Source organism: Streptomyces erythrochromogenes, from assembly GCF_036170895.1.
GTDB lineage: Bacteria > Actinomycetota > Actinomycetes > Streptomycetales > Streptomycetaceae > Streptomyces > Streptomyces erythrochromogenes.
In genome coordinates this window covers 7,421,070-7,443,499 of the sequence record NZ_CP108036.1, presented here as the reverse complement: position 1 = coordinate 7,443,499, position 22,430 = coordinate 7,421,070, and the positions used below count along the sequence as shown (strand labels likewise).

Here is a 22,430-nt window from a genome sequence, read left to right as displayed (position 1 = left end):
GGGGCCAGTCATCGGGAACAACGGGGTCAGGAGGAACGGTGGAGTACAACCTTGCCGACCTGTTCGAGTCGGTCGTGGACGTGGTCCCGGACCGCGAGGCCCTCGTGTACGTGGACCACCCCGGGACGGGCGCCGAGCGCCGCCTCACCTACGCGGAGCTGGACGCGGCGGCGAACCGGATCGCGCACCACCTGCTGGACAGCGGCCTGACGGCCGGTGAGCACCTGGGGCTGCACCTCTACAACGGGATCGAGTACCTCCAGACCGTCCTGGCCTGCCTGAAGGCCCGGCTGGTCCCGGTGAACGTCAACTACCGGTACGTGGAGGAGGAACTGGTCTACCTCTACAACGACGCCGATCTCGCCGCGCTCGTCTTCGAGGGCGAGTTCACCGGGCGGGTGGCGGCCGCGCTGCCGCAGACGCCGAGGCTGCGGCACCTGATCCGGGTCGGCGAGGTGCCCGAGGGGGCGCCGGAGCCGTCGATCGCCCCGGTCGCGTACGCGGACGCGGAGGCGGCCGGGTCGCCCGGGCGCGGGTTCCCGCCGCGCAGCGCCGACGACCTGTTCATCATCTACACCGGCGGGACCACGGGCATGCCGAAGGGCGTGATGTGGCGGGCGGAGGACCTCTTCTTCGCGGGTCTCTTCGGCGGCGAGCCCTCGGGCGAGCCGGTGAAGCGGCCGGAGGAGCTGGCCGAGCGGGTGGCGGCGCGCGGCGCCGGGCTGACCTTCTTCCCGGCTCCCCCGCTGATGCACGGGACGTCGACGCTGACCTCGTTCATCGCCTTCAACTACGGCCAGCGGGTGGTCATCCACCGCAAGTACGCGCCCGAGGAGGTGCTGCGCACGATCGAGAAGGAGAAGGTGTCGAGCGTGTCGCTGGTCGGCGACGCGATGCTCAGGCCGCTCATCGACGCCCTGAACGGTCCGCTGAAGGGCACCGACCTGTCGTCGCTGTTCAGCGTCTCCTCCTCCGGGGCGATCATGTCCGAGACGGTGCGCGCCGAGTTCCAGAGGCTGGTGCCGAACGTCCTGCTCCTGAACAACTTCGGGTCCTCCGAGTCCGGATCCAACGGCCGGGCGACCGACGACTCCGGCCCGGAGAAGGGCTTCCGCCTGGAGGTCAACGACCGTACGCAGGTGGTGGACCCGGTGACGCACGAGCCGGTGGCGGTCGGCGAGCCGGGGCGGCTCGCGCAGCGCGGACACGTGCCGCTCGGCTACTACAACGACCCGGAGAAGACCGCCGACACCTTCTTCCAGAAGGGCGGGGAGCGCTGGGTGCTGCTGGGCGACATGGCGACCGTCGACGAGCAGGGCATCGTCACGGTGCTGGGCCGCGGCTCGCAGTGCATCAACACCGGCGGCGAGAAGGTCTATCCGGAAGAGGTCGAACAGGCACTGAAGTCGCACCCCGACGTGTACGACGCCCTGGTGGCCGGGGTCTCGGACCCGACCTGGGGCAGCCACGTGGCCGCGGTGGTCCAGGTGCGCCCGGGAGCCGAGGCGCCGACGCTGGACGAGATCCAGAGCCACTGCCGCACCAGGCTCGCGGGCTACAAGATCCCGCGGCAGCTCGTCATCACGCCTGCCATACAGCGGTCGCCGAGCGGCAAGGCGGACTACCGCTGGGCGAAGACGGTCGCGACGGAGGCGGACACCGGCGGCACGGGCACCCGTACCGCGCGCTGAGAACCGGCGGGTCCGGTTCGGCGCCGTGTCGCACGTGACGCGGCGCCGAACCGGGCCCGTTGCCCCGGTCAGGCCCCGGTGGCCAGGAAGCGCCCGACGCGCTCCGCGAAGCCGGCGGGGTCGTCCAGCCACGGGAAGTGCGCGGCGGCGGGCTGGACGTGGAGGATCCCGGCGGGGAACGCCGCCGCGATCTGCTCGGCGAGGCCGGGCGGCGGGTTGCCGTCCAGTTCGCCCGCCAGTACCAGCACCTCCCCCGCGACCCGGCGCAGGGCCGCGCGGACGGCGGGCGGGTCGCAGGCGCCGGGGCCGGCGAAGGCCGCGGCCGCCTTCTCGTTCTGCTCGTGCTCGCCCGCGGCGTAGTGCGCCTGCGCGACACCGTCCCAGCGTCCGTAGAAGAGGGGCGCCGCACGGTCCCATTCCTCGTCCGTGTCGGCGCCGCCGAGGATGCGGCCGTACGCCTCCGCGGCCGTGTCGTACAGCTCGGCCCCCGCCCTGAGGCGGGCCGCCGCCAGCCGGTCCTGCGCGGTGCTCACCAGGTCCAGGGCCCACGCGGTGGGGGTGACCAGGACGGTCCGGCCCAGCCGCTCCGGGTGGGCGGCCGCGTACAGCAGGGCGAGGTTGCCGGCGGCCGAGTGGGCCAGGACGTCCATGCGCTCCAGGCCCAGGTGGGCGCGGAGCGCCTCGACGTCGGCGACCTGGTGGTCCGCGCGGTACGTCGACTCGTCCGCCGGCACGGCGGAGTCGCCTGTGCCGCGCAGGTCGAGCAGGATCAGAGTGCGGCCGGTGGCCAGTCCGCCGAGGTCGCCCAGGTAGCGGGAGGCGCGCATGGCGCCGCCCGGGAGGCACACCAGCGGCGGCCCTTCACCCAGGGTGCGGTAGGCCAGTTCGGTTCCGTCGTACGCGGCGAAGATCGGCATGGAGGCCATCAGATCAGACGATCACTCGTTCGAGTCATTGATTTAACCTGCGGGGTCCTGGCAATCTACCGAATGATCGGTCGGGCTCTTGGGCCTTCTCACGATGGGGTGACGACATGGCGGTGCAGGCGGGATTCCACGACGAAGGCGAGCGGCTGGGCCGCGACGAGCTGGCCGCCCTCCAGCTCACGCGGCTGCGGGCGACCCTGCACCGCGCCTATGAGCGGGTGCCCTTCTACCGGCAGGCCTTCGACAAGGCCGGCGTGCATCCCGACGACTGCCGCTCACTCGGCGATCTCGCCCTGTTCCCCCTCACCACCAAGGCCGATCTGCGCGACCAGTACCCCTTCGGGATGTTCGCGGTCCCGCGTTCAGAGGTGCGCCGCATCCATGCCTCCAGCGGCACCACCGGGCGTCCGACCGTCGTCGGCTACACCGACGGGGACCTCTCCACCTGGTCCGATGTCGTGGCTCGTTCGATACGCGCGGCCGGCGGCCGGCCCGGACAGATCGTCCACATCGCCTACGGCTACGGCCTGTTCACGGGCGGCCTGGGCGCGCACTACGGCGCCGAGCGCCTCGGCTGCACGGTCGTGCCCGCGTCGGGCGGGATGACGGACCGCCAGGTCCGGCTCATCGAGGACTTCCGGCCGGAGGTCATCATGGTGACCCCCTCCTACATGCTGACCCTGCTGGACGAGATGGAGCGCCAGGGCATCGATCCGCGCGCCACCTCGCTGCGGACGGGAATCTTCGGCGCGGAGCCGTGGACCGAGGAGATGCGGCGGGAGATCGAGGAGCGCCTCGACATGGACGCGGTGGACATCTACGGCCTGTCGGAGGTCATCGGGCCGGGTGTGGCGCAGGAGTGCGTCGAGACCAAGGACGGCCTGCACATCTGGGAGGACCACTTCTATCCCGAGGTGGTGGACCCCCTGACGGGTGCGGTGCTGCCGGAGGGCGAGCTCGGGGAACTGGTGTTCACCTCCCTGACCAAGGAGGCCATGCCGGTCGTCCGCTACCGCACCCGGGACCTGACGCGGCTGCTCCCCGGCACGGCCCGGCCGGCCTTCCGCCGGATGGAGAAGATCACGGGCCGCAGCGACGACATGATCATCCTGCGCGGGGTCAACTTGTACCCGACCCAGATCGAGGAGATCCTCCTGCGGACGCCGGGGCTGGCGCCCCACTTCCAGCTGCGGCTGGCCCGCGAGGGCCGGATGGACACCCTGACGGTCCGGGTGGAGGCCCGGCGGGAGTCGGACGCCGCCCTGCGGGAGGCCGCGGCCGCCGGTGTGGTCCAGGCGGTCAAGGCGGGGATCGGCGTGTCCGTCCGGGTCGAGGTGGTCGATCCGGAGACCCTGGAGCGCTCGGTCGGCAAGATCAAAAGACTCGTGGACCTCCGCACCGCCGACCGGTGACAGGGCTGCCACGGCAGCCCCGCGAGCGCCAGGCTCCGGCCGGCCTGGCTCGATGCGCACAGACCACACCGCCGGTACCCCCGCGCTAACCGCCCCACTCGCCCTCGCCTGCTGCGCAGACCCTGATGCCGACCACGCGGGGCATGGGCGACGAAGGCAATCCCACGCCCGCCCACAGTGTCGTCAAGGACAGCGGCCGCGAAGCCGAGTTGTCGGCGCCCGCGGGCCGAACGGATCGGAGAGCCTGACCGACGCCCGCCGTCAGTACGCGCAATACGCGGCCGGCGCTCGATCCGCAGACCGACGATCGGTGGCCCGCGGCGGCGACGGCGCATGGTGGAGCGCGGCCCGGCACTTCCTGCCCGGACCGGTGAACCAGCGGCCGGGTGAAGCCTGTCCGACCGGACCCGTCGGAGGGACGACCTCAGGGCAAGGTCATAATCTCGCCATGAACATGCTTGTCGTGCGGGCATTCTTGGCGGCTCTGCTCATGGGAACCAGCCTGAGCGGGTGTTCCCTTCCCCACTTCGAGACCTGCGGGGGAACCGAGGCAGCCGTGGCCGCGCTCGACCAGCTGCCCGTGCTGGAACTGCATCCGAAGGGGGCCGTGGTCGTCGACGGCGTTCCATCGTCCGGCGCCCACTGCGTCGACGACACGGCGGGCGCCTGGCTCACCGCGGAGCGGTTCTACGCGTACGGCGGGACCAGGAAGGACGTGCTGGAGTACTACGGCCGGGAGGCGTCGGCGGCGGGATGGCGTCCGGTGGACGGCCTGGACATCGGGCTCGACCGCGGGTTCGCCGTCTTCTGCTTCGAATCCGCCGACCGACCGAGCATCACCCTCTCCTTCACCTCACCCGAGGAGCTCCGCGAGTTCTCCGGGACGGAACCGCACCCGGCGGAGCTGCTCGGCGTGGACGCCCGGACCTGGTACACGTGGTCCGCCGAGGCGGAACCCGACGGTTCACGCATGGACTGCTACTAGGCCGTCTCTTCCGGGTCCTGTCGGACGAGCCCGGGTCGTCCGGTGCCACGGGGTCTCCCCAGGCCCGCAGGGCCTGGGGAGACAACGGACGTACTGCGGTGCTCCGACAACGCGGCAACGTGCGGTGGCGGGCGGCGCCGGCGCGGCAAGACCGGAAGAGACGGCCTCGTAGTGCTGTGCTGGCCGCTCTTGTCGCTTTGCATATCGGGGAGTTCGCTGGCTGAATGAGGGCTGGGGAGCTTGCGGCGGTGCGGGTTCGGCAGGTTCCCGACAGCGATCTCCCTTTCGCGGCGAACAGCGTCTTATCCGCAGCGCGACGCCACCGCCACGGTCCGCCTTACGGTTCGCGAGCTGGCGACGGCCAACGCCCTTGCATCCGAGTCTGGTTGGTGCGCGGTCAGGAAGCAGTGGCCGGGGCGGAGAGCGACAGCACATCGTCCGCGACCTTCGTCCGCTTCCCGGCCTCCTCGCGGTACAGGGAACCGGTGTTGCAGTAGGTGATGCCGTCGGCCCGTTCCACGGGGCCGTTGCAGTCGGGGATGACCAGCACCATCCTGGTGTCTCGGTCCAGCGGGCGGACGACGGTCGCCGGTTGGTCGCCCGCGCTCACCCACCGGTCACCGTCCAGCCGGAACAGTGTGGCCGGGCGGTGCGGCCGCTTCTTGCCGTCCCGCGCACCCTGGCTCTTGTCACACGTCCAGGCGGAGATGGTGGCGTACAGGTGCTGGTCGGGTCCCCACCACAGGTCGCTCACGTCGATCCCGCCAGTGACGCCGGCGATGTAGCCGGGCGGCAGAGCGGCCGACTGGTCGCTGCCGCCGACCTCGCCCTTCGGCCCGAGGACGTGGATCGGGAAGGGCGCGGCGCAGCCGCCGGGGTTGTGGCGGGCCGCCACCGCGATCCGCTGGCCGCCCCCGACGGCGGCGAGCGCGGCCGGCATGTAGGCGTTGGATTCGAAGCGCGGGTAGACGGTGATCCCGGCGGTCTTCAAGTCGTTCAGGCGCAGCTCCATACCGGGGTCGCCGCCGGACATCTCGTACTGCCCGGTGAGCACGTGGGTGGGGGTGGCGCCGAGGAGCTGCGGCTGCCAGTAGCTGCCGTTGTCGAGCTCCGTCCGAGGGGCGGTGGGCCTGTCCAGGTCGATGCGGAACGCGCTGGTGGGGCCGGGTTCGTAGGACAGCACCATGACGTCGTGGTCGCCGACCGGGGCGAGGTCGTGGCAGCCGGGACAGGGCAGCCTGTGCACCTCACCGGTGCGGGCGTCGACGGTGATCAGCCGGGTGTCCTCGCGCCGGTCGAGCAGCTCGTCGTCGGAGAAGAACGCCACCCGGTGCCCGTCGTGGGTCCACACCACCGTGTTCCGATGCGGGTCTGCAAGGTCGAAGACGCGCGGAACACGGGTCGGCGGCCGGTCACCGCGCACGAGGACCAGTTCCTGCTCGGTGGTGTACGCGTACGGTGTCCCGCCCGCGGGTCCGGGCGTGGCTGCCTTGTCTTCCCCGCCTCTGCCGCTTGTGCCACTCCCGTCCGTGGCACGGGTGATCAGCAGGGTGGCGGCGATGGCGACGGCCAGGACGACCACCACGAGGGCGGCGAGCCGGCCCACCGTGATCCCGCGCGCCCCGGTCATCGGCCCGCCCCCTTTGCGGCTGCGGCGGCCGGGTCGGCGGGGTGCCAGCCGTCGCGGTCCTGCGCGTAGGCCGCGCGGTATCCGGCGGGCGGGCGGCTGCCCTGGGCGGCCGGGGCGCGGGCCGTGAGCTCGAAGGGCTTGCCCTGCCGGTCGATCTGCTGGGTGAGAACCCCGTCCCGGGTGGCCACCACCAGTTCCAGGGTGAACGAGCAGCGGTGGCGGGCGCTGATGACACCGACGCTGAGGGTCTCCCGTTCGCCCGGCTTGAGGGTGAGGGTCTGCTCGTCGAAGTAGTGGCGCTCCGTCCACTTCAGGCCCGCGCCGGTGCGGGCCCGCAGCTGCGGATACGGGTCGGCCGCGTCCAGGTCGAAACCGACCGCCACCGTGTCGCCGCCGCCCTGTGAGTGCCCCTCGAAATGCGTGCCGTCCAGGGGCGGTCCGCACTTCTTGTGCACGTTGATGTCGGTGACCTGGACCTCCTCCGCCGCGTTGCCGCGCAGCGCCACGGTGATCGTGCCGGACTCGGTCACCACCGCGCCGTGCCGCTCGTACCAGGAGGCGAACGCCGCCGAGTCGGGCACGATCTCGGAGCCGAAGCGCGCCAGCTCGGCCTCGCTCATGCGCAGGGCGTCCGGCAGCGCGAAGTCCCGTCCGGGCAGGTCGCTCACCGGCCCGGTGACGGAGGCGACCAGCACGGGCGGACTACCGGACGGGGCGGGACGGGGCCGGGTGCCCGCCGGGGGCCGGGCCCGGTCGGCGCCGCCGTCCGCGTCACGGCTCTGCCACCACAGAGTTCCGCCGACGGCAGCACCGGTGGCCAGCAGCAGGCAGAGCACGGCGGCGAGCGGACCGACGGCACGGGCTCTGCGATCGGGGCCGTGGTAGAAGACGTTGTGCGCCGAGCCCACCGCGAGCACTCCGTCGCCGGAGGCGTGCGCGCTGCCGGGTGTCCGGCCCGCGCCTCCGGAGACGACGGAAGAGCGGGAAGAGCGGGAAGTGCCGGGGGTGTCGGGGGTGTCGCGTGCGTCAGGGGCATCGCCGGCGGGGGTGCCGCCGGAGGCCGGTCCGGTCAGCCCTCGGGCCGGACCGGCGGGGGAGGGGGGCTGAAGGTGACGTTCCCGTTGATCAGGGCCGCGGCGAGCGAGCCCTGCTCGGCGTGGACGCGGATGTCGCCCCGGACGTTCTGGGCACCGCCGGGGGCCGGTGCGGGCGCCGTCTCCCCGGTCACCAGCCGGCGCAGCTCACGGGCGGCGTCCTCGCGGTCGGGTCCGTCCAGCTGCTCCAGAGCGGCGGCCACCCGGTCCCGCCAGGCCGCACCGTACCGTTCCAGCTCGGCGCCGTTCGGCGTACCGGCGTCCAGCAGCCGGTCGGCGCTGCTGTCCAGCTCGGCGAGCACGCTCTCCTCGAGCCGGGCGTCGCCCCGGCCGAACCAGCCGCCGAGGCGGGCGCGCAGCCCCTCCCAGGCGTCGGTGCCCGCGGCGGTCGCCACCGCGGCGCCCGCCGCGGCGGCGAGCGTCAGCAGTTCTTCGGTCAGCATGGCGTGGCCCTCCTGCCCCGTGACCGGGCCTGGTCACCGGGGCTCGCTGCCGCCCGGCGCCCGGGACGCGTCCCCGGCCCCCTCGTACGTCGACATACGCACCGTAACCGGCCGGGCCCGCGCCGTCAGGGAAACGCCCGCATCGAGGTCGCGGGAGCCGCGTGTCGCACGGCGCTGCGGTGAATGCCCTTCGCATGCTGGGGTAGGGGGATCCCACCAGCCCGACCGAGGAGGTCGAAGTGAGTATCGAGGACCCGTCTGCCAAGCGAGCTCAGGAGATGCGCGACAAGGCGCAGCAGCTGGAGCAGTCTGCCCAGCACGCCACCGATCCCGCAGAACGGCAGCGGCTGACGGAAAAGGCGCTGCACATCCGCGAGAAGAGCGAGCAAATGTACGGCCCGGGCGCCGGAAGCATGGACCCCATGTAGCCCGGCGCCGGGCAGCCCGCCGGTCCCGACTCCCTGCGGGCGACGAGCTGGGCCCGCTCCTCGCTGCGTTTCTTCGTCCGGCGACACCAGGTTCGCTACCTGGAACGCGAACGTGAGTAACGCACGGCTGATGTGGAGGCCGGGGCCGTGCTCCGGCTGATGTCCGGGTCCAGCGCCGGGACGGCCCTGCTGCACCAACGCCGTGCCGAACGCGACGGAGCGGTCCAGCGTACCGAGCGCGCACGCGAACGCATGGGGTTCGCGATGCCTCCGCGCTCCTGGACCGCTTTGAAGACATGGTCTGCGGACATCCGGCCTGGAGGAGGGTGCGGATGGCTTCCGCAACCAGCGGGCCGAAGACGGCCAGGAAGTGCGGGTTGAGCCAGGACGGGAAGGACAGCATCCGTTCGCCGCAGCCCTCCCGTCCTCGCACAGGGCGGTGGCCATCGCCCCCGCTAGCGCGCCCAGCTCACAGGAGCGGATCTTCCCTCAGCCTCCGCCGTCAGCCGTGGAACCGCGGAAAGGTCGCCCTCCATCGCGGTGGCCTGGGCCGAGAGAGCCGCCTGCTCGCCGGCAGTCAAGGCTTCGGCCCGCTGCGCACCGTTCCGCTCACCGTAGTCCCGTGCCATGGTCGAGGAGTACGGGGCCCCCGACGCCTTCAAGAAAGTCCGACGGACAGCGAGAGCAGCACGGTCAGTACAGTCGCCAGCCCTACGGGTACCCGCAGGTGCACGTCTTCCACGCCGCGCGGAGCGTACGGGGTCGGGGTGGCCGGCGGACCGGCCGGGGCTGCGGACATGCTGAAGGACTCTCCCCCGGGGGTGATGCACCTTTTTCAGCTGCGGAACCAGCCGAGCCAGCCGTCCTGACGGCCTGGCCGGAGTTCGCTCGCCGGTACGTGCGGCGGTGGGAAGGGCTGCACCCTGGCCCCGCCAAAGCCCTAGAAGTCCGCTCGGGCCAGGTCGTCCACGGCGTCCAGGGCACGGGTCCACGGGTACGGTTCCATGCCGCCCTGGCCCGGCGGGTCGGGGGTGAAGCCGTCTTCGCCGTACAACACCCGCACGCCCGCGCTGCGGAGGACGGCGATGCTCTGCTCGAACTGCGGGTGCCGTACGAACGCCGCGTTCACGCACGGCATGACGGCCAGCGGGGTGCCCTTTCCGATGGCCTCGGCCGCCACGCCGACGACGAACCGGTCGGTGAGTCCGAGCGCCCATGCGTTGACCGTGTTGAACGTGGCCGGAGCGACGAGGATCGCGTCCGCCACGGGCCAGACGTCCGGGTCGGCCGGCTGCTTGTACCGGCTGCGGACCGGGTGGCCGGTGAGCGCGGCCAGGCCGTCGGTGCCTTCCGCGAGCCAGTGGGCCGCTGTCGGGGTCAGGCCGAGGCACACGTCCCAGCCGCGGGCCTGCGCGTCCTCGATCACGCGGGCGACGTCGAAGACCGGTGGGGCGGCCGAACTGAGGAGGTACAGGGTGCGCGTCATGCGCCACAGTTGACCAGACGGCGGGGGCAGCGCGTCAGCGGGGGCCCTGCGGGACCAGGCCCGCCTCGCACGCGGCGATGGCCGCCTCCACCCTGTTGCGCGCGCCCAACTGCCCCGGCCCGGACCTGCGGGCGGCCGTAACCGGGACCGGGCGCGGTCACCGGAGCGGGAGCAGGAAGAGGCACCGGTACTCCACTGGAGTCCGCCCGGCGGCTCGCCGCCGTCCGGCGCACCGCCCGCCGCCGCTCGGCGGCCGCGCGCCGAGCTCGCCCGCCTGCTGCCGGCCCGCGCCTACCCGTACCCGCCGGACCACGCCCGGTCCGCGGCCCGGCCGCCCGGTACCGACTGCGCGTTCTACCGCTCCGGCGGCGATCTGCTGGGCCCGGTCGACCTCTACCGGCTCTGCTGGGCCGCAGACACGCTGGTGGCCAAGGACACGGTGCCTGCCGGCCGGGCCCGCCACTGACCTCCGAAGCAGGCGGCCGAAACCACCCCTTCGGGCCCATTTCGGTCCGGCTCCCGGGAGCCGGCGGGCCCGTCCGGGTAGTGCATGAGGCGTGACCTCGACCCTCCGGCGGCTCCACGACCGGCTCCAGGGCTCCTACGCCGGGCTGGCCTGGAGCCGTGGCCGGGAGATGGAGCTGATGCACCGGGCGATGGGCTTCGCGGCCCTCGGATTCCTCACCCTGGTGCCGCTGCTGGTGGTCGTGGCCGCCGCGGCGCCCGGAAGCGGCTCGGGATTCGGCCGCTGGCTCGGCCAGGCCCTCGGGGTGACGGCGTCCTCGCGGACGAGGATCGAGATGGTCTTCGGGGCGGCGGACACGGCCCTGGAGCGGACCACCGCCTTCGGGCTGGCCGCGCTGGCCGTGTTCGGACTGACCTTCGGCTCGGCCGTGCAGACCGGCTACGAGAAGGTGTGGGACCTGCCGACCGCCCGCTGGCACACCATGTGGCGGCACGTGGTCTGGCTCGCCATGCTGGTCTGCTACCTCGCGCTGCTCGTGGTGATCCCCGCGCCGTCGGACGACGCCTTCGGCACGGTCCTCGGCACCGCCGGCGACCTCTTCGGCACCTGCCTGTTCTTCGTCGCCTCGCAGCGTCTGCTGCTCGGCGGCCGGGTCCGCTGGCGGGCCCTGGTACCGGGAGCGGTGGCGACCAGCCTCGGGCTGCTGGGGCTGCGGGTCTTCTCGCAGCTGGTGTTCTCCCCGCTCATCGCGTCCAACGCCGTGACCTACGGCCCCTTCGGGACGCTGCTGGTCGTCCAGTCCTGGCTCGTCGGCGTCGGCTTCGTGGTCTACGGCGGCGCGCTCGTCGGCCGCCTCGTGCACGAGCACCTCACCCTGCGGCGGCTGCGCCGCAGCGGCCTCCTCCCCTGGGACGACGCCCGGCACCGCCCGGAACCGGACTGACCGGCCGGCCGACGGACTGACTGACTGACCCCACGCTGCCGTACGGGTGTCAGCGGCCCCGCGCTCCGAAGCGGTCCCGCAGCTCCCGCTTGAGGATCTTGCCGCTGGCGTTGCGCGGGAGCGCGTCCACGAACAGGACCCGCTTCGGGGCCTTGAAGTGGGCCAGCCTGTCGCGGGCGTAGGCCATCAGCTCCGCCTCCGTCACCTCACCGCGCGGCACCACCACCGCCGTGACCGCCTCGATCCACCGCTCGTCGGGCAGCCCCACCACCGCCGCCTCGGCCACGCCCGGATGGGTGTAGAGCACGTCCTCCACCTGCCGCGAGGCGACCAGCACCCCGCCCGAGTTGATGACGTCCTTCACCCGGTCCACGACCGTGAAGTAGCCCTCGGCGTCCCGCACCGCGAGGTCGCCCGAGCGGAACCAGCCGTCCCGGAAGGCCTTGCCGGTCGCCGCGGGGTCGTTCCAGTAGCCCAGGCAGAGCTGCGGTGAGCGGTAGACCACCTCGCCCGCGGTGCCGTCCGGCACGTCCTTGCCGTCCTCGTCGACGACCTTCGCCTCCACGTGGCGCACCGGCCTGCCGCACGAGTCCATCCGCCCCTCGTGTTCCCGGGGGCCGAGCACCGTGGCCAGCGGGCCGATCTCGCTCTGGCCGAAGCAGTTGTAGAAGGCGAGGCCCGGCAGCCGCTCGCGCAGCCGCTCCAGGACCGGAACCGGCATGATCGAGGCCCCGTAGTACGCCTTCCGCAGCCCGCCCAGCTCGCGCTCGGCGAACTGCGGGTGGTTGGCCAGGCCGATCCACACCGTCGGCGGGGCGAAGAGGCTGTCCGCCTCGCCCGCCTCGACGAGGTCGAAGACCTGCTCGGCGACCGGCGCGTCCACGATGGTGTTGCGGGCCCCCACCGCCAGGTACGGCAGCAGGAAGACGTGCATCTGCGCGGAGTGGTACAGCGGCAGCGAGTGGAGCGGCCGGTCGTCCTCGGCCAGGTCCAGCGCCTCGATGGCGCTCTCGTACTCGTGGGCGAGGGCCCGGTGGGTCATCATCGCGCCCTTGGGCAGGGCGGTGGTCCCAGAGGTGTAGAGGAGCTGCGCCATGCGGCCCGGGTCGCGGTCGGGCGCGAAGGGCAGCGGCTCGGCCAGAGCGGCCAGGAAGGAGTCGGGGGCGTCGCGCAGGGCCCGTACGGGATACCCGTCGGGGACCCGCCCGGCCAGGCCGGGGTCGGCGAGGACGAGGGCGCTCCCGGAGTCGTCCAGGATGTACGCGAGGTCCTCGCCGGTGAGGTTCTGGTTGACCGGGACGTGGACGAGGCCGGCCCGGGCGCAGGCGAGGAACGCCAGCAGGTAGGCGTCGGAGTTGTGGGCGAAGGTGGCGACCCGGTCGCCTCCTGCGAGCCCGTACCGCTCCCGCAGGAGGGCGGCCCCGGTGGTGACGGCCGCGTCGAGTTCCGCGTACGTCCAGTTCCGCCCGGCGTAGCGGACGGCGAGGCGGTCGGGGGCCCGCCGCGCGCTGTCGCGCACCAGTCCGTCGACGGTGTTGTCCCGCACGGCGCCTGCCGCCTGCCCTGCCTGCCCCGCTCGCGCTGACGTCATGGGCGTGATCCTCGCCGCCGGGCGGGCCGGGGTCAATGACCGGATACCAAGCGGGATGTTGACAGGCCGCCGGTGCGCCTGAATGAGTGTGGGGGCACGGAGGCACCGCCTGTCCATCGGGTAACCACGGCCGTTCTCAGGCCACTTGGGAGGTACGTTGCACCGCAGAACGCGTTCGGCGCTCCGTCGCGTCGCCCTCGCCGGGGCGGCCCTGCTCGCCGCGGCGGCCGCGGTCCCGCCGGCCCACGCCCAGGCCCGGGCGGCGCCCGACGGGCGGACACCGTCCGGCGGCGGCCTGTCCGCAGTCGTCCGCTACACGGAGAACGGCATACCGCACATCCTCGGCCGCGGCTACGCGCAGGTCGGCTTCGGCACCGGCTGGGCCCAGGCCGCGGACCAGGTCTGCGTCCTCGCGGACGGGTTCGTGACCGTCTCGGGCGAGCGCTCGCGCTGGTTCGGGCAGGACGCCGCGACCGACGGGTCGCTCTCCTCCCTCACCCGGAACCTCTCCAGCGACCTGTACTTCAAGGGCGTCCGGGAGTCCGGCACGGTGGAGAGGCTGCTGGCGGCACCCGCCCCGGCGGGCCCCAGCAAGGACCTCAAGGAGCTGATGCGCGGCTGGGCCGCCGGTTACAACGCCTGGCTCGCCCAGAACAAGGTCACGGACCCGGCCTGCAAGGGCGCGGCCTGGCTCCGCCCGGTCACCACGGTCGACGTGGCCGCCCGCGGCTTCGCGATCGCGGTCCTCGGCGGCGAGGGGCGCGGCATCGACGGCATCACGGGCGCCCAGCCGCCGGCCCCGGCCGGCGGAGCCCGCCCGGCCGCACCGCAAGAAGCCGATCCGCGGGAGGCCGATCCGCGGGAGGCCGATCCGGCCGCCGCGGCGCAGGCGGCGCGGGAGTTCTTCGACACGAGCCGGTACGACATGGGCTCCAACGCGGTGGCGTTCGCCGGGTCCACGACGGCGAGCGGCCGCGGTCTGCTGCTCGGCAACCCGCACTACCCGTGGCAGGGCGGGCGCCGCTTCTGGCAGTCGCAGCAGACCATCCCGGGCGAGCTGAACGTGTCGGGAGGTTCACTCCTCGGCATGCCCGCGGTCAGCATCGGCTTCAACGAGAAAGTGGCCTGGAGCCACACGGTGGCGACCGGCACCCCCGTCAACCTGCACGAGCTCACCCTCGACCCGGCGGATCCGACCGCCTACCTGGTCGACGGCGTCCCGCACACGATGACCCGGCGGACCGTCACCGTACCCGTGGCGGGCGGCGATCCGGTCACCCGCACCCAGTGGTGGACCCGCTACGGCCCGGTGGTCACGAGCCTCGGCGCCGGCCTGCCACTGCCCTGGACCACCCGGTCGGCGTACGCACTGAACGACCCCAACGCGTCGAACCTCCGCGGCTCCGACACCGCCCTCGCCCTCGGGAAGGCCCGCTCGGTCGCCGGGATCCAGGCCGCCCTGGCCCGCACCCAGGGCCTGCCCTGGGTCAACACGGTGGCCGCGGACTCGGCGGGCGGCACGCTCTTCACCCAGACCCAGGTGCTCCCCCGGATCACCGACGAGCTCGCCGCCCGCTGCTCCACGCCGCTGGGCCGGGCCGTGTATCCGGCCTCGGGGCTGGCGGTGCTGGACGGTGCGCGCGGCGACTGCGCGCTCGGCTCGGACGCCGACGCGGTGCAGCCGGGCGTGTTCGGCCCGGGGAAGGCGCCGACGCTGCGCGACGCCCCCTACGCCGAGAACTCCAACGACAGTGCCTGGCTGGCCAATGCGGACCGGCCGCTGACGGGCTACGAGCGGATCTGGGGCAATGTCGCGACCCCGCGCTCACTGCGGACCCGCGGGGCGGTCGAGGACGTGTCCGCCATGGCCGGGAAGGGCCGGCTGACCGTGGCCGACCTGCAGGAGCTCCAGTTCGCGAACCGGGCGCCGGCCGGTGACCTGGCGGCGGCGGACGCGGCCCAGGCCTGCTCCGCCCTGCCCGGCGGCACGGCCACGGCGGCCGACGGCTCGGCGGTGGACGTCTCCGCGGCGTGCGCGGTGCTGGCGGGCTGGGACCGTACGACCGACGCCGGCAGCCGTGGCGCGCTGCTGTTCGACCGGTTCTGGCGCAGGCTGACGGCGTCGACCCCGGCCGCGGACCTGTGGCTGGTGCCGTTCTCGGCCGCCGATCCCGTACGTACGCCGCGTACGCTCAACCGGGAGGCGCCCGGCATCGGGCGGGCCCTCGCGGACACCGTCGCGGAGCTGAGGGCGGCCGGGATCGCACTGGACGCCCCGCTGGGCGAGCACCAGTTCGTGGTCCGGGGCGGCCAAAAGCTGCCGGTCGGCGGCGGTACGGAGGCGCTCGGCGTCTGGAACAAGGTCGAGGCGCGGTGGAACGCGGCGGCCGGCGGCTACCCGGACGTCGCGAACGGTTCCAGCCACATCCAGGCGGTCGGCTGGGACGGCAGCTCCTGCCCGGTGGCGCGCACCCTGCTGACGTACGGCCAGTCCTCGAACCCGGGCTCGCCGTACTACGCGGACCAGACCCGGCTGTTCTCCGAGGAGCGCTGGGTCAGGGCGCGCTTCTGCGAGCGGGACATCCTCACCTCGCCGCAGCTGAAGGTGGTACTGGTCCGCGAGCGGCGGTGACCGGGGGCCGCGGCCTCTTCCGGCCCCGGCCCGCGCCCGTCACGGGCTGACGGCCAGGAAGAGGTACGCGGCCAGCACCACGATGTGCACCCCGCCCTGGAGCAGCGTCGCGCGGCCGGGGGCGAGCGTGAGCGTGCTGACCACCACGGTCAGGGCGAGCAACACCATGTGGACCGGGCCGAGACCGAGCATGAGCGGGCCGGAGAGCCAGATGGAGGCCAGCGCGATCGCCGGGATGGTCAGCCCGATGCTGGCGATGGCGGATCCGTAGGCGAGGTTGAGGCTGGTCTGCACGCGGTCGCGGCGGGCGGCGCGGACGGCGGCGAGGGTCTCGGGCAGCAGGACGAGCAGCGCGATGATCACACCGACGACCGCCTGGGGCAGGCCGGCCTTGGCCACCGCCGTCTCGATGGTCGGGGAGACGGCCTTGGCGTCGCCGACCACCGCGACGAGCGCGACCAGCAGCAGGCCGAGGCTGAGCAGGGCGGCGCGGTCGGTGGGCGGCGCCGCGTGGTCTTCCTGCGGGTCCGCGTCCCGGCCGGTGTCCACGGGCAGGAAGTAGTCCCGGTGGCGGACCGTCTGGACGGCGACGAACAGCCCGTACAGGGCGAGCGAGGCGACGGCGGCGAAGGTCAGCTGCCCGGTGGAGAACTCCGGGCCGGGCTTGCTCGTGGTGAAGGTCGGCAGGACCAGGCTGAGGGTGGCGAGGGTGGCGACGGTGGCGAGGGCCGCCCCGGACCCCTCGGGGTTGAAGACGGCGATCCGGTTGCGCAGGGCGCCGACGAGCAGGGAGACGCCGACGATGCCGTTGCAGGTGATCATGACGGCGGCGAAGACGGTGTCCCGGGCGAGGGAGGCGGACTTGTCCCCGCCGTCGGCCATCAGGGTGACGATGAGGGCCACTTCGATGACCGTGACCGCGACGGCGAGGATGAGCGAGCCGAACGGTTCGCCCACCCGGTGGGCGACGACCTCGGCGTGGTGGACGGCCGCCAGGACGGCGCCGGCCAGGCAGAGTGCGACGAGCACCACGGCGAAGCCGGGTAGCTCCCTCCCCCAGCTGAACACCAGCGCGACCAGCGCCAGCACGGGAACCAGGACGGTCCAGTCGGTCAGGGGGGATCTGCGCTTCGTCGTACCCATATCTGCCAACTTGCCAGAAGTGTCCCTCCGGTGCGTCGCACGGCGCGCTCCCAGCGCCCTGACGTGGCATTTCTCACGGATCCTCCTGGCGTGGCGGGTTCCCCTCGCCCGCCACGGCCGACCGGGTGCCGCTCACATGGCGCGCTCGTGGCCCTCCCAGTACGGGTCGCGCAGCCGTCGCTTGTAGAGCTTGCCGTTCGGGTCGCGCGGCATCGTCTCGATGAAGTCGACGGTCTTGGGGCGCTTGTACCCGGCGAGCTGCCGCTCGCAGTGGTGCAGGATCTCGGCGGCCAGGGCGTCGCCCGCCGCGAAGCCCTCCGCCGGTTCGATGACGGCCTTGACCTCCTCGCCCCAATCGGCGTGCGGGATGCCGAAGGCGGCGGCGTCGGCGACGGCCGGGTGGGTGAGCAGGGCCGACTCGATCTCGGCCGGGTAGATGTTGACCCCGCCGGAGATGATCATGTCGATCTTGCGGTCGCGGAGGTAGAGGTAGCCCTCCTCGTCCATCAGGCCGAGGTCCCCGACGGTGAAGAAGTCGCCGATGCGGTTCTTCTTCGTCTTGCCCTCGTCCTTGTGGTAGCTGAAGCCGCCGGTGTTCATCTTCATGTAGACGGTGCCCAGTTCGCCCGGGGGCTGCCGGTTGCCGTCGTCGTCGAAGACAGCCAGTTCGCTGATCGGCCAGGCCCTGCCGACGGTTCCCGGCTTCTTCAGCCAGTCCTCGGCGGTCGCGAAGGCGCCGCCGCCCTCGCTCGCCGCGTAGTACTCCTCCACGCAGCCGCCCCACCAGTCGATCATCGCCCGCTTGACGTGGTCGGGGCAGGGCGCGGCGCCGTGGATGGCGTGCCGCATCGAGGAGACGTCGTAGGCGTCCTTCGTCTCCTGCGGGAGGGCGAGGAGCCGGTGGAACTGGGTCGGAACCATGTGGGTGTGCGTGCAGGCGTGCGCGTCGATCAGGCGCAGCATCTCCTGCGGGCTCCACCTGTCCATGAGGACGAGCGGGTGCCCGATGTGCAGGGCGGCGCCCGCGAACTGCAGGACGGCCGTGTGGTAGAGCGGCGAGCAGACCAGGTGGACGTTGCCGTCGAAGGGGCGGATGCCGAAGATGCCGAGGAAGCCACCGAGGTACGTCTCCTCCGGGAGCTTGCCGGGCAGGGGGCGGCGGATGCCGCGGGGGCGGCCGGTGGTGCCGGAGGTGTAGTTCATGACCCAGCCGAGGGTGCGGTCCGCGGGGGGTGTCGCGGACCGCCCGTCGAGGAGTTCGCCGTACGGGCGGAAGCCCGGGACCGTTCCGACGCAGTAGCGGTGGCTCGCGGGCAGGGCGGCTTCGTCGGCCGCGGCGGTGGCGGCCTCGGCGAAACGCTCGTGGGCGATCAGGACCTTGGCGCCGGAGTCGGCGACGATCCAGGCGATCTCGGGGCCCACGAGGTGGTGGTTGACGGGGACGAGGTAGAAGCCGGCCTGGGAGGCGGCGAGGTAGGCGGTGAGGAACTCGACGCCGTTGGGGAGGACGACGGCGAAGACGTCGCCCTTCTCCAGCCCGGCGGCGCGCAGTCCGTGGACGAGCCGGTTGACGTCGGCGTGCAGCCGGCCGGCGCTCCACTCCTCGCCCCCGGGGGCGGTCAGGACGGTGCGTCCGGGGTCGGCGGCGGCCTGCGCCCAGAAGCCGTTGGGCGGCTGCCGGTCGGCGGCGGGGGTGGTGGACGTCGTGGCGGTCATGGCTCTCACGCCTCTCGGACTCGGCCGGCGATGCGGTTGATGCGGTCGATCGCCTTCTCGAAGCCGCTGGTGAGCTCGTCGAAGACGGCCTGGACGCTGCGTTCGCTGTTCATCCGGCCGACGATCTGGCCGACGGGCGTGCCGAGCAGCGGCTGGACCTCGTACTTCTGGATGCGGGAGACGGCCTCGGCGACGAGGAGGCCCTGGAGCGGCATCGGGAGGGCGCCGGGGCCCTCCGGGTCGTCCCAGGCGTCGGTCCACTCGGTGCGCAGCTGGCGGGCGGGCTTGCCGGTGAGGGCGCGGGAGCGGACGGTGTCGCCGGAGCCGGCGGCGAGGAGCTTCTCGGTGAGGGCGCGCGAGTGGAGGTCGGCCTCGGTGGTGGTGAGCCAGAGGGAGCCGAGCCAGGCGCCCTGGGCGCCGAGGGCGAGGCCGGCGGCGATCTGCTCGCCGCTGCCGATGCCGCCGGCGGCGAGGACCGGGAGCGGTGCGACGGCTTCGACGATCTCCGGTACGAGGACCATGGTGGCGATGTCGCCGGTGTGGCCGCCGGCCTCGTAGCCCTGGGCGACGACGACGTCGATGCCGGCTTCGGCGTGGCGGCGGGCGTGTTTGGCGCTGCCGGCGAGGGCGGCGACGAGCACGCCGTGGTCGTGCGCGCGGGCGATGACGTCGGCGGGCGGGGAACCGAGGGCGTTCGCCAGGAGTTTGACGGGGTAGTCGAAGGCGACGTCGAGCTGCTTGCGGGCGACCTGCTCCATCCAGCCGGTGATGCGCCAGCCGGAGGCCTCGCCCTCGGCGAGCTCGGGCACGTGGTGTTTGGCGAGGGTGTCGCGGACGAAGGCGCGGTGTCCGGCCGGGATCATCGCCTCGATGTCGGCTTCACTGATGCCGTCGACGGCCTTCTTGGCGGGCATGACGACGTCGAGGCCGTACGGCTTGCCGTCGGTGTGCGCCTGCATCCAGTCGAGGTCGCGCCCCAGGTCGTCGGGCGCGGTGTAGCGGACCGCGCCGAGTACGCCGAACCCGCCCGCCCGGGTGATCGCGGCGGCGACCGCGGGGAAGGGCGTGAAGCCGAAGATGGCGTGCTCGACTCCCAGTTTCCTGCTCAGCTCCGTCTCCATGGGCGGCAGGATGCCGCAGCCCGGCGGCCGAGGGAAGAGGTTTTCTGATGCAGTGTCAGATTCTTTACGGCCCGGTCGGTGGGGAGGGTGCCCGAGGTGCGGGCAGATACCCCATAGCCTGCGGCACGCTCGGCAGTTCCGGGAGGCCCGGTCCGGTCCGCCCGCGGTGCGCGCGGCGGGTACCGGGGCCGGCCGGTGCCGGTGCGGGCCCGGGAGGCGCACATCCGGAAGGCACTGCGGGCACGGGTCGCGGGATGCGGGATGCGGACGAGGAGGGCCGGACATGGCAGCGGACACGGGGGCCGAAGTGGTGGCGGACGTCGGCACGGTACGGACGGGCGGCACGGCACGGACGGGCGGCACCGCCCGTGAGCAACCGCAAGAGCGCCGGCACGGCCTCGGACAGCGGCCGGAGCACGAGCGCGAAGGCCCGTGCGAGCCCCTGCGGGGGCTGAGCCGGCGGCGGCTCGGGGCGCGGCTGCTCGCCCTCGGCGGGGTGCTCGTCCTGCACGCAGCGCTCCCGGGGGCGACCGGCGCGGCCGGCGCGGCGGGCGGCCCGGCCGAACGGCGCGCCCTGCAGGGGCTGCGCCTGCGGTACGGGTCCGCGCGCCAGGCCGGGCTGCTGGAGAGGCACCTGGAGGCGGTGGCGGACGAGGCGAGGCGGTTCCTGGGCCCTTCCCCCGAGCACCCGTACTACGCGGGCGCGGTGGTCCTCGCCGGACGGGGCCGCACGGTCGCCCTGCACCGGGCCATGGGCCACGCCGTCCGGTACGCGGAGTACGACGGACGGACCGACCGGGTCCGGGAGTTCCCCGCGGCCGAGCGGATCGCCATGGCCGAGGACACCGTCTTCGACCTGGCCTCCCTGACCAAACTGTTCACTTCGATCCTGGCCGTGCAGCAGATGGAGCGGGGGCGCCTGGAGCTGGAGGCCCCGGTGCGCCGCTACCTCCCGGAGTTCACCGGCGGCGGCAAGGAGATCATCACGGTCCGTCAACTGCTCACGCACACCTCGGGGCTGCGCTCCTGGGCGCCCTTCTACCAGGAGTCCACGCGCGAGGGCCGGCTGCGGCTGCTGTGGTCGGTCCGGCCGCAGGAGACCCCGGGGACCGTCTACCGCTACTCCGACCTCAACCTCATCGCGCTGCAACTGCTCCTGGAACGGATCACCGGCCGCACTCTGGACGTGCTGCTCCACGACGAGATCACCGCTCCGCTCGGTATGCACCGCACTCGTTACAACCCACCGCTCTCCTGGCGCCGGGTCACCGCGGCCACCGAGGTGCAGCGGCCGCCCTGGTCCGGCCTGGACCGCGGCCTGGTGTGGGGGGAGGTCCACGACGAGAACGCGTACGCCCTCGGCGGGGTCGCGGGCCACGCCGGGGTCTTCGGCACCGCCTGGGACCTGGCCGTCCTGGCCCGCGCCCTCCTCGACGGCGGGGCCTACGCGGGCCGGCGCATCCTGCGCCCCGCCTCCGTCGAACTGCTCTTCACCGACTACAACACGGCCTTCCCCGGTGACGACCACGGCCTCGGCTTCGAGCTCTACCAGCACTGGTACATGGGCGCGATGGCCACCCCGCACTCGGCCGGCCACACCGGGTTCACCGGCACCTCCCTCGTCCTCGACCCCTCCACCGACTCCTTCCTGATCCTGCTGGGCAACTCCGTCCACCCCGTGCGCACCTGGCGGGCCGGCAGCGCCCCGCGGGTCGCCGTCGGCAACCGCTTCGCCCGCGCCGTCCCGGTCCGCACCCGGCACGGCGGCGCCGCCTGGTTCTCGGGGACCGCCCCCGGCGGCTCGGGCACCCTCACCCTGCCCCCGCTCACCCCGGCCACGGCCGCAGCCCGGCTGCGCTGCGCCGTGTGGTGGGACACCGTGCCCGGCGAGGGCGCCCTGCACCTGGAGGTCTCGCCGGACGGCGTGGACTGGGCCCCGCTGCCGTTCACCACCCTGCGGTCCACGGGCGGCGTCGCCGAGGAGTGGCCGCGGGGCTCGGTCGGCGGCTGGTCCGGACGCATCTGGCACCGCCTGGAGGCCCCCCTCACCGCCGCCTGGGCGGGCCGCGAGGTACGGCTGCGGTTCCGCCACTCCGCCACGGGCCGCTACGTCGGTCGCGGGGCGTACGTGGACGTCGTGCGCGTGGCGGAACCGGCCCGGCTGCTGTTCGCGGAGGACCGGCCCGACGACGCGGCCCGCGTCGAGGCCGTCGGCTGGACCCGGTCCGCGGACTGACCGGGCCGAGCGGACTGACCGGGCCGAACGGGCCGAGCGGACCGCCCGGGCCGAACGGGCCGAACTGCCGGGCGGGTCAGTCGCGGGTCAGTCGCGGACGAGGCAGAAGGGATGCCCCGCCGGGTCCGCGTAGACCCGCCAGCCGCGTCCGTCCGATCCGTCGAGGAGGGTCCCGCCGGCCGCGAACACCTCCTCCTGTGCCCGGTCCAGGTCCGGAACGCCGAGGTCCAGGTGGAACTGCTGCGGCCGGCTGGGGTCGGGCCAGCTCGGGGGCACGTGGTCCGCCGCGCGCTGGAAGGCGAGCACCGGCCCGGACGGCGTGTGGAGCGTCGCCCAGTCCTCGTCGAGGGACCAACGCCGGTCCGGCTGGTCGACGTTGCCGCCCAGCAGCGACCGGTAGAAATCGGCGAGCACGCGCGGCTCGGGACAGTCCAGGACCACGCACTGCAGTTCAGCGATCATGACCGGATCCTAGAACCCACCGAGC

General features: G+C 73.3%; 17 protein-coding genes. 7 read left to right on the top strand and 10 right to left on the bottom strand.

What is annotated here, in order from left to right:
- The first annotated feature begins 38 nt into the window (after positions 1–38).
- Positions 39–1,691 carry an acyl-CoA synthetase gene (locus OHA91_RS34030; RefSeq protein WP_328740627.1) on the top strand — a complete coding sequence of 551 codons (1,653 nt, stop codon included), beginning with the start codon at positions 39–41 and terminating at the stop codon, positions 1,689–1,691.
- Positions 1,692–1,759: 68 nt separating this feature from the next.
- On the opposite strand, the gene OHA91_RS34025 is transcribed toward OHA91_RS34030, so the two are convergent.
- The gene (locus OHA91_RS34025) at positions 1,760–2,608 is read right to left on the bottom strand and encodes an alpha/beta fold hydrolase (RefSeq protein WP_328740626.1); all 849 of its coding nucleotides are present in this window, start codon (positions 2,606–2,608) and stop codon (positions 1,760–1,762) included.
- 116 nt (positions 2,609–2,724) lie between these two features.
- Between OHA91_RS34025 and paaK the strand changes: the two genes are divergently transcribed.
- Together paaK and OHA91_RS34015 are read left to right on the top strand one after the other, a co-directional pair.
- Positions 2,725–4,029: a phenylacetate--CoA ligase PaaK gene (paaK, locus tag OHA91_RS34020; protein ID WP_031157099.1), complete on the top strand. Its 1,305-nt coding sequence runs from the start codon at positions 2,725–2,727 to the stop codon at positions 4,027–4,029.
- Between the two features lie 448 nt (positions 4,030–4,477).
- Complete coding sequence (locus OHA91_RS34015; protein ID WP_158714887.1) at positions 4,478–5,014, top strand: hypothetical protein; 537 nt, start codon at positions 4,478–4,480, stop codon at positions 5,012–5,014.
- 397 nt (positions 5,015–5,411) lie between these two features.
- On the opposite strand, the gene OHA91_RS34010 is transcribed toward OHA91_RS34015, so the two are convergent.
- The 3 genes from OHA91_RS34010 to OHA91_RS34000 all read right to left on the bottom strand — a co-directional run bounded on the left by OHA91_RS34010 (position 5,412) and on the right by OHA91_RS34000 (position 8,181).
- On the bottom strand, positions 5,412–6,644 hold the full coding sequence (locus OHA91_RS34010) for a hypothetical protein (protein WP_031157095.1): 1,233 nt from the start codon (positions 6,642–6,644) through the stop codon (positions 5,412–5,414).
- Positions 6,641–7,552 (bottom strand): hypothetical protein, encoded by a 912-nt coding sequence (locus OHA91_RS34005; protein WP_266504065.1) that lies wholly within the window; start codon positions 7,550–7,552, stop codon positions 6,641–6,643. The genes OHA91_RS34010 and OHA91_RS34005 overlap by 4 nt, the downstream gene beginning before the upstream one ends.
- A gap of 161 nt (positions 7,553–7,713) precedes the next feature.
- Positions 7,714–8,181: a hypothetical protein gene (locus OHA91_RS34000; protein WP_031157091.1), complete on the bottom strand. Its 468-nt coding sequence runs from the start codon at positions 8,179–8,181 to the stop codon at positions 7,714–7,716.
- Positions 8,182–8,420: 239 nt separating this feature from the next.
- Here OHA91_RS34000 and OHA91_RS33995 point away from each other — a divergent pair, with 239 nt between their 5' ends.
- On the top strand, positions 8,421–8,609 hold the full coding sequence (locus OHA91_RS33995; RefSeq protein WP_031157089.1) for a DUF6381 family protein: 189 nt from the start codon (positions 8,421–8,423) through the stop codon (positions 8,607–8,609).
- 940 nt (positions 8,610–9,549) lie between these two features.
- Here OHA91_RS33995 and OHA91_RS33990 read toward each other — a convergent pair.
- Positions 9,550–10,095 carry a flavoprotein gene (locus OHA91_RS33990; protein WP_328740625.1) on the bottom strand — a complete coding sequence of 182 codons (546 nt, stop codon included), beginning with the start codon at positions 10,093–10,095 and terminating at the stop codon, positions 9,550–9,552.
- Between the two features lie 557 nt (positions 10,096–10,652).
- Here OHA91_RS33990 and OHA91_RS33985 point away from each other — a divergent pair.
- Positions 10,653–11,504, top strand: coding sequence for a YhjD/YihY/BrkB family envelope integrity protein (locus OHA91_RS33985; protein ID WP_051893726.1), 852 nt, complete (start codon positions 10,653–10,655; stop codon positions 11,502–11,504).
- 49 nt (positions 11,505–11,553) lie between these two features.
- Here OHA91_RS33985 and OHA91_RS33980 read toward each other — a convergent pair whose 3' ends face one another.
- Complete coding sequence (locus OHA91_RS33980; RefSeq protein WP_051893724.1) at positions 11,554–13,095, bottom strand: fatty acyl-CoA synthetase; 1,542 nt, start codon at positions 13,093–13,095, stop codon at positions 11,554–11,556.
- A gap of 157 nt (positions 13,096–13,252) precedes the next feature.
- Here OHA91_RS33980 and OHA91_RS33975 point away from each other — a divergent pair, with 157 nt between their 5' ends.
- Positions 13,253–15,727 carry a penicillin acylase family protein gene (locus OHA91_RS33975; RefSeq protein WP_328740624.1) on the top strand — a complete coding sequence of 825 codons (2,475 nt, stop codon included), beginning with the start codon at positions 13,253–13,255 and terminating at the stop codon, positions 15,725–15,727.
- A 39-nt stretch (positions 15,728–15,766) separates the two neighbouring features.
- Here OHA91_RS33975 and OHA91_RS33970 read toward each other — a convergent pair whose 3' ends face one another.
- From OHA91_RS33970 to OHA91_RS33960, 3 genes are all read right to left on the bottom strand, one after another.
- A complete protein-coding gene (locus tag OHA91_RS33970; RefSeq protein ID WP_031157074.1) occupies positions 15,767–16,870 on the bottom strand; it encodes a calcium:proton antiporter in 1,104 nt (367 codons plus the stop codon).
- A 132-nt stretch (positions 16,871–17,002) separates the two neighbouring features.
- Entirely contained in the window at positions 17,003–18,586 is a 1,584-nt protein-coding gene (locus OHA91_RS33965) for an acyl-CoA synthetase (protein WP_328740623.1), read from the bottom strand.
- A gap of 5 nt (positions 18,587–18,591) precedes the next feature.
- Positions 18,592–19,707 (bottom strand): NAD(P)H-dependent flavin oxidoreductase, encoded by a 1,116-nt coding sequence (locus OHA91_RS33960; protein ID WP_031157070.1) that lies wholly within the window; start codon positions 19,705–19,707, stop codon positions 18,592–18,594.
- A gap of 283 nt (positions 19,708–19,990) precedes the next feature.
- Here OHA91_RS33960 and OHA91_RS33955 point away from each other — a divergent pair, with 283 nt between their 5' ends.
- Positions 19,991–21,943 carry a serine hydrolase gene (locus tag OHA91_RS33955; RefSeq protein WP_266504038.1) on the top strand — a complete coding sequence of 651 codons (1,953 nt, stop codon included), beginning with the start codon at positions 19,991–19,993 and terminating at the stop codon, positions 21,941–21,943.
- A gap of 87 nt (positions 21,944–22,030) precedes the next feature.
- Here OHA91_RS33955 and OHA91_RS33950 read toward each other — a convergent pair whose 3' ends face one another.
- Entirely contained in the window at positions 22,031–22,405 is a 375-nt protein-coding gene (locus OHA91_RS33950) for a VOC family protein (RefSeq protein WP_031157066.1), read from the bottom strand.
- Positions 22,406–22,430: the final 25 nt, after the last annotated feature.

Bases quoted from the DNA above. Each gene is read 5' to 3' on its own strand.
- OHA91_RS34010 (WP_031157095.1), bottom strand. From the start codon at position 6,644: ATGACCGGGGCGCGCGGGATCACGGTGGGCCGGCTCGCCGCCCTCGTG.
- OHA91_RS33950 (WP_031157066.1), bottom strand. From the start codon at position 22,405: ATGATCGCTGAACTGCAGTGCGTGGTCCTGGACTGTCCCGAGCCGCGC.
- paaK (WP_031157099.1), top strand. From the start codon at position 2,725: ATGGCGGTGCAGGCGGGATTCCACGACGAAGGCGAGCGGCTGGGCCGC.
- OHA91_RS33960 (WP_031157070.1), bottom strand. From the start codon at position 19,707: ATGGAGACGGAGCTGAGCAGGAAACTGGGAGTCGAGCACGCCATCTTC.
- OHA91_RS33970 (WP_031157074.1), bottom strand. From the start codon at position 16,870: ATGGGTACGACGAAGCGCAGATCCCCCCTGACCGACTGGACCGTCCTG.
- OHA91_RS34025 (WP_328740626.1), bottom strand. From the start codon at position 2,608: ATGCCGATCTTCGCCGCGTACGACGGAACCGAACTGGCCTACCGCACC.
- OHA91_RS33965 (WP_328740623.1), bottom strand. From the start codon at position 18,586: ATGACCGCCACGACGTCCACCACCCCCGCCGCCGACCGGCAGCCGCCC.
- OHA91_RS33980 (WP_051893724.1), bottom strand. From the start codon at position 13,095: ATGACGTCAGCGCGAGCGGGGCAGGCAGGGCAGGCGGCAGGCGCCGTG.
- OHA91_RS33990 (WP_328740625.1), bottom strand. From the start codon at position 10,095: ATGACGCGCACCCTGTACCTCCTCAGTTCGGCCGCCCCACCGGTCTTC.
- OHA91_RS33955 (WP_266504038.1), top strand. From the start codon at position 19,991: ATGGCAGCGGACACGGGGGCCGAAGTGGTGGCGGACGTCGGCACGGTA.
- OHA91_RS34015 (WP_158714887.1), top strand. From the start codon at position 4,478: ATGAACATGCTTGTCGTGCGGGCATTCTTGGCGGCTCTGCTCATGGGA.
- OHA91_RS34000 (WP_031157091.1), bottom strand. From the start codon at position 8,181: ATGCTGACCGAAGAACTGCTGACGCTCGCCGCCGCGGCGGGCGCCGCG.